Source organism: Streptomyces sp. NRRL F-5727 (assembly GCF_000719555.1).
Lineage (GTDB): Bacteria > Actinomycetota > Actinomycetes > Streptomycetales > Streptomycetaceae > Streptomyces.
In genome coordinates, this window is sequence record NZ_JOGX01000026.1 from 76,867 (window position 1) to 88,278 (window position 11,412).

The 11,412-nt window shown below is 70.0% G+C and carries 9 protein-coding genes; 8 read left to right on the forward strand and 1 reads right to left on the reverse strand.

Features of this window, described 5'->3' with window-relative positions:
- Nucleotides 1-1,217: 1,217 nt before the first annotated feature.
- The 8 genes from IF73_RS39105 to IF73_RS0119280 all read left to right on the forward strand — a co-directional run bounded on the left by IF73_RS39105 (nt 1,218) and on the right by IF73_RS0119280 (nt 9,670).
- Nucleotides 1,218-1,805 (forward strand): response regulator transcription factor, encoded by a 588-nt coding sequence (locus tag IF73_RS39105; protein WP_031009596.1) that lies wholly within the window; start codon nt 1,218-1,220, stop codon nt 1,803-1,805.
- Nucleotides 1,806-2,186: 381 nt separating this feature from the next.
- Complete coding sequence (locus IF73_RS0119250) at nt 2,187-3,488, forward strand: cation:proton antiporter (RefSeq protein WP_063833447.1); 1,302 nt, start codon at nt 2,187-2,189, stop codon at nt 3,486-3,488.
- 269 nt (nt 3,489-3,757) lie between these two features.
- Nucleotides 3,758-4,705 (forward strand): chlorinating enzyme, encoded by a 948-nt coding sequence (locus IF73_RS0119255; protein WP_031009598.1) that lies wholly within the window; start codon nt 3,758-3,760, stop codon nt 4,703-4,705.
- Nucleotides 4,706-4,718: 13 nt separating this feature from the next.
- Complete coding sequence (locus tag IF73_RS0119260; protein ID WP_031009600.1) at nt 4,719-4,982, forward strand: phosphopantetheine-binding protein; 264 nt, start codon at nt 4,719-4,721, stop codon at nt 4,980-4,982.
- 10 nt (nt 4,983-4,992) lie between these two features.
- Nucleotides 4,993-5,745, forward strand: a complete 753-nt coding sequence (locus IF73_RS0119265) for a thioesterase II family protein (protein WP_107049288.1) — start codon at nt 4,993-4,995, stop codon at nt 5,743-5,745.
- Complete coding sequence (locus IF73_RS0119270) at nt 5,738-7,306, forward strand: amino acid adenylation domain-containing protein (RefSeq protein WP_031009603.1); 1,569 nt, start codon at nt 5,738-5,740, stop codon at nt 7,304-7,306. Before IF73_RS0119265 ends, IF73_RS0119270 begins: the two co-directional genes overlap by 8 nt.
- A 23-nt stretch (nt 7,307-7,329) precedes the next feature.
- Nucleotides 7,330-8,343: a ketoacyl-ACP synthase III family protein gene (locus tag IF73_RS0119275; RefSeq protein ID WP_158822052.1), complete on the forward strand. Its 1,014-nt coding sequence runs from the start codon at nt 7,330-7,332 to the stop codon at nt 8,341-8,343.
- Nucleotides 8,344-8,365: 22 nt separating this feature from the next.
- A complete protein-coding gene (locus IF73_RS0119280; RefSeq protein WP_051717013.1) occupies nt 8,366-9,670 on the forward strand; it encodes an aspartate aminotransferase family protein in 1,305 nt (434 codons plus the stop codon).
- Between the two features lie 796 nt (nt 9,671-10,466).
- Here IF73_RS0119280 and IF73_RS0119285 read toward each other — a convergent pair.
- Complete coding sequence (locus IF73_RS0119285; protein ID WP_037879688.1) at nt 10,467-11,099, reverse strand: TetR/AcrR family transcriptional regulator; 633 nt, start codon at nt 11,097-11,099, stop codon at nt 10,467-10,469.
- Nucleotides 11,100-11,412 lie beyond the last annotated feature (313 nt).

Here is an 11,412-nt window from a genome sequence, read left to right on the forward strand (position 1 = left end):
CTCCTCGGGTCACACCAGCCAGGTGGTCGACGGGTTCGAAACCGCACGGCCGGCGTCCGCGGCCCGGCGGGGGACGGCTCGCACCGGACCGCTGTGCGGGCGCGGCGGTCCGGCGGAGCGGGACGGCGGACGGGGACGGCGGGGCGGGCCCGCCGGTGTCGAACACGGCCGCTCGCCCGACACGGGGCGCACGGGCGGAGGACGGCCCGGAACGGGCGAGGGGCGGCGGGTGTCGGCGCCCGGTGAACCGTTGCGGTGATCTCCGGACGGACGACGGGGGTGCGAACGCCGGACGGAGCCGATGCCGGAACGCTACAACGCCCACCCCCGGTCGGCGCATATGCAGTTCTCATGACTTCCGGTTAAAACTCCAGCCCGGGCGGCCCCGGACCGTGGAGCGGAATACCCTCGAGGGGTAGGTGATTCGGCCGCCCTCGCACGCCCCGGTGACAGTTGTGTTCCGCGTGAATAGGCTGACAACCCGGATCGGCGGCTGCTAGCGTGCGCACCGATGACGGTTGAAGATGGGGGAGACATGTTCACCGAGTCCATGATCTGCCGTTCACTCATGAGCTGCACCCTTCGCAGTTGAGGCGTGACAGGCGCGTTCGGTGGCGGTCGGCGGCTCGCCGCATGGATTCCACTCTCGGGTGTTGAACCGGTGAACGTCGCGGGCTGCGCCTTTTCGCGCCTCGCGTCACGGCTTTCCTCGTCCCGCGTCACGGCCCGGGCGGGTGCGCGGGATTCTCGCCGTGCTAAAGCGGCGGTGACGGCCGGCCCCTCATTGTTGCGAAGGTTCAGGCCAATCACCTGGAGTTCCGCGGTTCTTCTCTTCGGTCCGAGTCTGCCGTGTCCTCGGACCTGTGGGGTCCATCCGCGTAGACGCGGAGTATGTGCGATGTCATGTCCGATTGATCCACCCTGGCGCAGGATGGCGCGCTGTCGTCAGGGTCCCGCGCCGGGTACTCCCGAGGGAGGGGGAGCGATGTAACCTGCAACTTTTAGAACTCATTCGAAAACTTGGGGCGCTATACCGCTGCCCCTTCGTACACTAGTGCTACGCTCGGCCAAAGTTGCCCGTCACGAGGCGTTCGCCGTGTCCTGCATAAGGCGATCCGACGATGGCGGCCGGGAATCAGAGGGACTTGTGAGCCCGAGAGGTCCTTGGCTGATGATCGAAAAACTACGTTGGGGGACGAGTGAGAATCGATGTATTCATGTCCGACGGCCTGCATCTTTCACGTTTCGGGCTCACAGCCCTGCTGGAACGTCATGAGGACATTCGAGTCGTCGGATCGGCGGAGGACAACCACAGCGCCCTGGAGTTCGCCGAGTTAAACAGCCCTGATGTAGTGATCCTCAGCTTAGAGGACGCCGACAGCGACGCGATCGCCATTGCCGAAAAAATCGCCGGCCTGCCCGGCTGTCGTAGCATGCTGCTCGTCACATCCTCCACCCGGTCGATCGTCCGGAAGGCATTCGCCGCCGGAATCGGCGGAATCGTCGAACGAAGCATGCGGCCCCGCCAGTTCTTCGAGGCCATTCACCGCGTGCACCAGGGCGAAAGGGTCTTCGACGCCGAACTGACGGTCGCCGCCCTGATCAACGAGGACTGCCCGCTGACCGCCCGGGAATTCGCCGTGCTGGAGAACATCTCCCGGGGCGACACGATCGACGAGGTCGCGGCGCGGCTGCACCTCTCCCGCGGAACCGTACGCAACTACCTCTCGTCCGTCGTGGCGAAGCTGCACGCGCGCAACCGGATCGACGCCCTGCGGATAGCCCAGAAGTCGAACTGGATCTGATCCCCCGGATCCGATCCGCGCGCCCGCGCGGACTTCCGCATGCGCCGGGGCCCTTTCCGTGGACGTCACGTCCCCCCGGCCCGCCCCGGCGCACGCGCCGTTCCCTCCCGTCCTGGCGGACACCCGCACCGCGGTTCGCCCGCCGGCCCGCGCCGGCGCGCCATCGAGAACTCGCCATTTCCGCGGCCCCTTTGCACCCCGTCGACCCGACTCCGCGCGGGGGAGGTGTCGTTGATCCGTAAGCGGGCCGGTGCGCGGGGAACGTGCCGTCGAGCCGTGAGCCGGCCGGCGCGCGGCACGGGTCTCGGAGCGGTGCTCCACGCCACGGCCTGCCCCTTTGCCCATCCCTGACAGGACAGCCACGAAGGGCCTCACACCCCCATGGAAACATCCGAGTTCTTGTCACAGGCGCTGCACGTGACCGCCGCGCTCGCCGTCGTTCTCGTCCTGGCCCGCGCGGGACGGACGTGCGCCCGGTGGCTGAGGCAGCCGGAAGTCGTCGGAGAGGTCACGATGGGGCTGCTCGTCGGCCCGGTCGTGCTCGCCGTGGCCGACCGCGAACTCTTCGACGCGCTGCTGCCGCCCGCCGTGCTCGACGTCCTCAAACTGATCGGCCAGACCGGACTCGTCCTCTACCTGATCGGCCTCGCCCACAAGCTGAGGCTGGGTTCGGACGGGCCGACGAAGCGCACCCTCTCCGCCCTCATCGCCGGCGCCTTCGCGCTGCCCCTCGTCACCGGGCTGGCACTGGTCGGGATCATCGAGGTCAGCGGCGACGAGGGAGCCCGCGGCGACGCGCCGTTCTCCGCCTATCTGCTGATGGTCGCGGTGGCCATGTCCATCACCGCCGTACCCGTCCTCTCGCGCATCCTCAGCGACCGCCGCATGGCCGACTCGTTCGAGGGCCGGTCCTCCCTGGCGGCCGCCGTGGCCATGGACGGCCTCGGCTGGATCATGCTCACGCTCGCCATCGGACTCGGCGCGGGCAACCTGACCGGGCTCGGCGAATCCGGCATCGCGCTCCTCGTGGGCGGCAGCTGCGCCTTCCTGCTCCGCGTCGTCCTGCGCACCGGTCCCGCGCGCCGGTTCGGCGCGAAGGCGCCGAAGACGTCCGCGGTCCTGCTCGGCGCCGCCGCGATGGGCACGGCGCTGCTGACCGAGCACCTGGGCATGACCGCCATCGTCGGCGCCGCCCTCGTCGGCCTCGCGATCAGCGGCGACACCATGGCCGCGTGGGTCGGGCCGGTGGCCTCCGTGTCGCGCGCCGGACGCGCCTTGACACCCGTCTTCTTCGTCGTCACCGGCGTCACCGTACTCGTCCGCGCCTTCTCCGCCGCGTCCTGGGTGCTCATCGTCTCCGCGCTGGTGCTCGGCTGCGTCGGCAAGCTCGCCGGCGGCTACCTCGGCGCCCGGCTGGGCGGCATGAGCCGCGGTTCGGCCTATCGGCTCGGGGCGCTCATGAACACCCGCGGACTCACCGAGCTGATCGTGTTGGAGGCCGGGCACCGCGCCGGGATCCTCTCCGCGGAGATGGTCCTCGCCCTCATCGTGATGGCCCTGGCGACCACGGCGATGACGGGCCCGCTGCTCAGCCTCGTCGAGCGCCGCGAGCGGCGCCGCGGCATCGAACCGGCCGTGCCGGCCCCGACCCCGGCCGTGGCGGCGGAGAGCGGTTCCCGCTGACCGGCGTCCACCCGCCCGCTCCCCGAGCAGCGGAATCCCGATGCAGAGGAACACCACGGCAGGCATGCGAAATTCATGGATCGTGATGTGACTCTAACCTCGCGCGGATACCGCGACTGTCGATAGCGTGATCACCGGAAGTCCGGCCCAGAATTCCCGATCACCATTACGGGAACTGCGCACACCACGGAGCCTCCCGCACCTGAAGTATCCATCCTTATTCCGCTCTTAGCGACGTCTTCGAGCGCGTTTAGGACCGAGGAGACACAATGGCTCGCACCAAAACGTTCGCGCTGAGCGCCGATGAGATCGCACAGTTCGCCCGTGACGGCTACATCGGTCCCTTCGACCTGTACACCGAAGACGAGATGGAGGAGAACTACAAGGCGATCAGGCCGAAGCTCCTCCGGACCAAGTCGTCCATCTACGCCGACGGCCAGACGGAGTCCGGCAACACGAACCTGGCGGCCAGCTACGACCGTCACCTCGACGTCGACTTCCTCGCCGAGCACATCACCCGGCCGGAGATCGTCGACCGGGTGTCGAGCCTCCTCGGCCCGGACGTCCTCTGCTGGCGCACCGAGCTCTTCCCCAAGTACCCGGGCGACGAGGGCACGGACTGGCACCAGGCGGACAACTTCTCCAGCGTCGACGGCGCCAAGCACCCGCACATCGTGTGGCCCGAGGACGCGGAGTTCGGCGGCACCATCACGGCCTGGACCGCCTTCACCGAGGCGTCGGTCGACAATGGCTGCCTCCAGTTCATCCCGGGCACGCACACGTCCATGAACTACGACGAGTCGAAGATCATGGAGTACAACCCGGAGCTCATCAACAGCCAGGAGAAGGACGGCGTCAAGCGCGGCCTCTTCGGCTACGACTACCGGCAGCTGCAGAAGGACCCCGACTGGCGTCCCGACGAGTCCAAGGCCGTCTCCCAGGTCATGCGCCGCGGTCAGTTCATCCTCTTCTGGTCCACGCTCATGCACGCCTCCCACCCGCACAGCGGCAAGACCGACCAGATGCGGCTGGGCTACGCCGCCCGCTACCTCCCGACCCAGGTCAAGGTCTACCCGTTCTCCGACGAGCTTCACGAGTTCGGAGCCCGGGCCAGCCTCGAGAAGTTCGGCAACGTGCTGGTGTCCGGCAAGGACACCTACGGCCACAACCGCTTCGTCGAGAGCACCGTAAACGGTTTCCGCTTTCCCAAGCATTAGGAGAGACAAGAACATGAGCGAGACGAACGACCGCCTGGCGACGGAGACGCTGCAGGCCTGGGTCATCGACGAGTGCAAGCAGCTCGGCCTGCGGGTCGCGGCGGCCTCCGACGACTTCTTCGAGGCCGGCGGCACGTCGCTGACCGCGGTGAAGCTGATGGAGCGCGCGGAGCGCGAGTTCGGCGACGACTCTCTCCCCGCCGACGAGCTGTTCACCACCAGCAAGGTCTCGGAGATCGTGGCCAGCATCCAGCGCAACAGCAAGCTCGCGGGCTAGCAGGGTGGGCGTGGCGACGGACGACAAGTGGGTGATGCGCCTCAAGGAGGCGGCGGAGCCCGCCGGCACGCTGTTCTGCTTCCCGTACGCGGGAGGCAGCCCCGAGACCTTCCGCGCCTGGTGCGACGGGATCGCGGACGACATCGAAGTGCTGTGCGTGGTGCTGCCCGGCCGGGGGCGCCGTCTCAAGGAGGCACGCTACGAAGAGTGGCAGCCCCTGGTGGACGACGTCTTCGAGGCCCTCTCGCCCTACCTGGACCGCCGCCACGCCTTCTACGGCCACAGCTTCGGCGGGCGACTCGCCTATGAGCTGTCCCACCGCGCCTCGGCCGCGTACCCGGGAAGGACGAAGCGGCTGTTCGTCTCCGGCTGCCGGAGCCCCGACATGCCGCAGCGCCGCCCCTACATGCACCAGATGTCGGAGGGCGACTTCCGCGACGCGGTGGCCGCGATGGGCGGTACGCCGGCGGAACTGTTCGGCCAGGAGCGGCTGTTGCGCCTTCTGATGCCGACGGTGCGCAGCGAGATCCGGCTCGCCGAGATCTGGGACCACCGCCACCCCTCCGGCGTGGACGTCCCCATCACCGCGATATACAGCCCGGACGATGCGATTGACAGCCGGAGCACCATGCGTGGCTGGCAGGAATTCACCACACGGGACTGCGAACTGGTCGAGGTTCCCGGTGGTCACTTCTTCGTGGACAGCCACCCGGAGCACATCACGAGAATCGTCAACTCACGTCTGAGGGATGCGGATGGATAAGATCGCCCTCTCGGAAGCGGCACTCTCTGTTCATCGGAAGATCAATGGGGTCGATGCCGCCTATCCGGAACAAAGCCTGAAGGGACTTTTCGAGGCGGCCGCCGGACGCCGTCCGGACGCCGTCGCGCTCGTCCACCGGGAGCGTTCCTTCACGTACCGCGAGCTCAACGGCCTCGCGAACAGCCTGAGCGGACGGCTCACCGCGGCCGGAGTGGAACCCGGGCACGTCGTCGGACTGTCCGTGAAGCGTTCGCCGGAGCTGATCGTCGCCATGCTGGCGATCATCAAGTCCGGCGCCACCTACCTGCCCGTCGACCGGGCCTGGCCGGACGAGCGCCTGAACGGGATCCTCGGGCAGGCGAGCTGTACGGCCCTGCTCACCGACGCGGCCGACGAGCTGGCGGAGCGCTTCACGGGGATGCGGGTGGTCCCCGTCGACCTGGCGGCGCTGGACGCGGACGAGGAGAACCCCGCCCTGCGGGTCGACCCGGACGCCCTCGCCTACATCGTCTTCACCTCGGGATCGACCGGTTCCCCCAAGGGAGTTCCGATCCGGCACCGGGGCATCGTGCGCCTGGTCACCGACCCCACCTTCGTCACCCTCGACGAGAACGCCGTCATCCCCCAGCTGGCGTCCGTGTTCTTCGACGCCGCGGCCTTCGAGATCTGGGGCGCGCTGCTCAACGGCGGCACGTGCGTGCTCTACCCGTCGGACCACGTCCGGCTCTCGGAGCTGAAGCGCCTCGTGCAGCAGAACGGCGTCACGGCCGTCTTCGTGACGACGGCCCTGTTCAACGTGATCGTGGACGAGGCGCCAGGCACCCTCGACACCGTGCGGACGATCCTCACGGGCGGCGAGGCGCACTCCCTGGGCCACATCGAGCGGGCGCGCAACCACTACGGGGACGGCAAGGTCGTCAGCGTCTACGGACCCACCGAGTGCTCCGTGTTCGCCACGTACTACCCCGTGGTGGCCTCCGTCCGGGGCGAGTCCGCGCTGCCGATCGGACTGCCGATCCAGCACACGTCCATGTACATCGTCGCGGACGGCGCGCTGTGCGCGCCCGGCGAGATCGGCGAGGTGTGCCTGGCCGGCCCGGGGCTGTCGCCCGGCTATCTGGGCATGCCCGAACTGACGGGCCGGAAGTACGTCGAGTACGACATCGACGGCGAGAAGACGATGCTGTACCACACCGGGGACCGCGGCTTCTGCCGGGAGGACGGCAACGTCGTCTTCCAGGGCCGGCTGGACGACCAGGTGAAGGTCAACGGCTTCCGAATCGAGCTCGGCGAGATCACGCACTTCATGAACGAGGTGCCGTACGTCAAGCAGAGCTACGTCACCACCAGCGAGAAGGAGTCCGGCGAGAAGGTCGTCGTGGCCTTCGTGGTGCCGGCCGGCGCCGACTGCACCCCCCAGGCATGCCACGACCACCTGGTCACCAAGGTGCCACGCTACATGGTGCCCGGAGAGATCCACGTACGAGACAGCCTGCCGCTGACGGGCTCGGGCAAGGTGGACCGCAAGGCCCTTCTTGCCGGCCTCGGAAACCCAGAGTGAGAACGAGAGAAGGGCACGATCCAGTGACTGCGACCGGGTTGAGCATCAAGGCGGCGACCCTCTGGCTCCCGCCGGACAAGAAGGGCCCCGCGGAGGGCGAACTCACGGCGGCGGACTTCGAGCGCATCGGCCTCTCCGAGCTGTACGTCGCCCCGGACGACATCGCCCCGCCCCAGATGGCCGTGCTGGCCGCGAAGAGCACCCTCGAGAAGAGCGGCGTCGAGCCGAACTCCGTCGGCTCCCTGGTCCACACCTTCAGCTACCACCAGGGCTTCGACATGTGGTCGCCGGCGCACTACATCGCCTACCACGCCGGGATCACCGACGCACTTCCCGTCAACGTCCAGCAGTGCTGCAACGGCGGCGCGGTGGCGCTCCAGATAGCCGCCAAGTGGCTGGTCGCCACCCCCGGGACGAGCACGGTGCTCGTCACCAGCGGCGACCGGTTCGCCGGACCGGGCTTCGACCGGTGGTCGACCGACGACGACGCGGCCTACTCGGACTCGGCGACCGCGGTCCTGCTCGGCCGTACCGGAGAGGGCGAGGACTTCCTCCACCTCCGTGCGCTCGAGATGGTCACGGACACCACGTGGGAGGTGCAGATGCGCGGGAGCGCCGCCTTCTCCTCCGTCCCGCTGGGGCACGGCGCCCCGATGTCCCTCCGGCCCGCCAACCAGGAGTTCAGGGAGTCCGGTGCGGCGGCCGAGATGGTCAAGGCCCTCGTTCCCAAGATGCACGACCTCATCCAGCGGGCCCTGCGCACGGCCGGGATCAAGACCGGCGACCTCAGCTGCATCGCGCTGCCGCGTCTCACCCGGACCGTGCGCGAGGGCATGTTCAAGCCCGCCCTCGGCGAGCTGATCGGCCCGGACCACCACTACCTCGACTACGACACCGGCTCCCTCGGCGCCGGCGACCCCCTCGCGAACCTGGTGGCCGTCGAGGCGGCCCTGGAGCCGGGCCAGTACGGAATGGTCATCCAGGGCACCGGTGGACTCACGTTCTCGTGTTCCGTGGTCCAGGCGCCCGAGAAGTAGCGCGGAGACGGGAGGCACGGCCATGACGCCGAGCACTTGGGACCGCGACACGTACGCCCTCTGGCACGGGACGGTGCCCACGTCGACGATCCTCGACACGAACGGGCCGGAGGACCTCTGGGTCAAGGGCGAGGGGTCCTGGCTGATCGACGCCTCGGGACGCCGGGCCCTCGATGCCCGCGCGGGGGTCGGCAACATGGTGCTCGGCTACGGCCGTGCCGACGTCGTGGAGGCGATGAGCCGCCAGGCGCGTGAGCTGCCGTACGTGTGCGCCGTGCGGTGGGAGCTGGCGGCCCCCGTGGCCATCGAACTGGCGCGGGAACTCACCGCCGTGGCTCCCGCCGGCCTCGACCGCGTGCGGTTCTGCCACACGGGCGGCGCGGCGGTCGAGAGCGCCGTCCAGATGGCCCGCGGCTACTACCGGAACACCGGGAAGCCGGACAAGCGCCTCGTGGTGGGCCTGCGCGACAGCTACCACGGCACTCCGATGGCCGCGATGGCGGCGAGCGGCCAGCGCATGATGCACTGGCGCTTCGGCCCCATGCCGGACGGGTTCCGTCATCTTCCGGAGCCCACCGACGACACCGGCGCCGAACTCGCCGCCCAGCTGGACGAGGTGGGGCCCGAGCGCGTCGCGGCGCTCATCCTGGAGCCGGTGAAGGGGCGGAACGGACAGCCCCTCCCCGACGCCTACCTCCGGGCGGCGCGCGAGTACTGCACGCGGAACGACATCCTGCTGATCCTCGACGAGGCGTTCACGGGCTACGGCCGGATGGGCGAGATGTTCGCGTCCGAGATCTCCGGGATCTCGCCGGACATCATGTGTCTCGCGAAGGGCATCACCGCCGGCTATTCGGCCTTGGGCGCGGTCCTCGCCACGGAGCGGATCCACCAGGCATTCGACAGCGGCACCACGGTGTTCGCCCACGCGTCGACCACCGACGGCCACCCGGTGGCCTGTGCCGCGGCGCTGGCGACGCTCCGGGCGTTCGCCGCCGAGGACCTGGTGCCGCACGGCCGGGTGCTCGGCCGGCTGCTCGGCGACCGGCTGGAGAGCCTGCTCAAGGGGACGCCCGTCCTCGGCGGCGTCCGGGCCGTCGGCGCCTACGTGGGCGTCGACCTCCTGGACCGGGACGGCCATCCGATCTCGATGCGGGACCGGCAGCACCTGGAGGCGGCCTGCCGCCGCCAGGGCCTGCTGATCCACTACACGCCCGACACGGTCATGCTGATACCTCCCCTGACGATGACCACCGAGGAGGCGGAGTTCGCGGCGGAGACGTTCGCGAGCGTGGTGACCGCCCTGGGCCCGGGATTCGGTTCCTAGACCTCACCCGCCCCCCGACGCCCGCGCCCTCGACGCGTCCCGCCGGTCCCCCCCGGACCGGCTCACGGCGCGTCGAGGGCGTGGGCCGCACCCCGTCCCTCCCGCCGAGGACCCCGGCCCCCGGCCGGAGGGACGCGAACCAGCGCGCCGCGCCGCGAACCGTACCGCCGCGCCGGCCGGACGGGCCCTGCGGCCCCGCCACCCGCCTACCGGCGGTTCCCCGCCCGGGCCCTCCCCGGTCGGCTCCGGTACGTCCCCGGGGGACAGGACGGTGGTCTGCTGCACCGTCACCCCCGGGACGGTAGGCGGGCCCTGAGCAGTTGAGGACGGTACGGCAGCCCTCGCTGAAGCGGACCAGGCTGTCGGTGTCGTTCGCGTCCACCCACATGGCCTCGGCGCGCCCGGGCAGCGAGGCCGCGAAGACGCGCGCCGCGTCCGTGTGGCGCCCGCCGATCCGGAGCCGGTACCGGCTCTCGGCGGCGAGGCTGCGGGCCGCGTGCCGGCCGACCGCGCCGTACGCCCCGATGATGCCGATCGCCGGCGCCTTGCGGGACGTCATGCCCGGGCTCCCGACGTCGCAAGCAGGGGAACGCACTCCGCACCCCGCGTGCCGCATGCCGCTCGTCATCACCGTGCCGAGGGGGCCGCACCGGAGCGGTGTCGACGCCGGCTTCACACACCACCACCGGCACGGCTCCGGCCACCGACGCCGATCAGCCACCGGAACGGCCGGTGCCGCGCACGTGGTCCGGACGGACGGCGCGTGCGGGCGACGGGCCGCGGCGCTCGGCGGGGCTCAGCGGCCGGGACCCACGATCTGCGCGAGCAGCCCGTCGACGAACGCCTCCAGACCCTCGCGGTAGTGGTCCTGCGTGGTCAGTTCCGGCTGCTCGCTCAGGGCGGCCAGCAGCGGCACCTTCGACGCGTCGAGGATGTCGGCCAGCCCGCCCGCGGACGGCTCCTTGGTGCTCCTGCGGGCGGAGTGGGAGCGGACGAGGATCTCGCCGACCGTGTAGTACCAGACGCTGCGGAACACGTAGAACGCCTGCTCGGGGGAACAGCCGTGGGCGACGGCCCCGGCGATGATCGTCTCTGCGAGCCACAGCGCCTTCTCGCCGAGCCGCACCAGGAACCCGTCCGCGGAGACGACCTCCGTGGCCCACGGCCAGGCCGCGAGGGCGTCGTGGACCGCGGTCATGGCCACGACGATCCGGTCCCGCGGCACATCGGGCAGGTCCGGGTGCGGGATCTGGTCCGCGTACTCCCGGATCAGGAGGAACAGCAGGTCTTCCTTGTCCCGCACGTGGTGGTACATCGTCGTCGCCCCGATGCCGAGCTCTGCGGCCAGCCGGCGGATGGTCAGTCTCTCCCAGCCGTCCTGGTCGATCAGCCGTCGAGCCGCGTGCAGGATCTGGGAGCGGGAGGTCACGGGCGGACGGCCGACACGGCCATGCGGTGCGTTTGTTCGGGACACCGCCCCATCATGCCCCGACCCCGCCGAAGCCGGTCAACGGCGGTCGTCCGGCCATCGGCGAACGATCACCTTCGGCCACAGGGTCACACCCGGCCGACCACACCCGGCGAACCGCCCCCGCGCGAGACGCCTCCCCGGCGGCGCCACGACCCTCCCCCCTCACCACACCGGCCTCCACCGTTCCGGCCCCCGGCCCCGCCCGTGACCCCGTCAGCCGACCCGCGACGCACGGCAGTCGGAGCAGAACACCGCCGCACCCCTCCCCCCA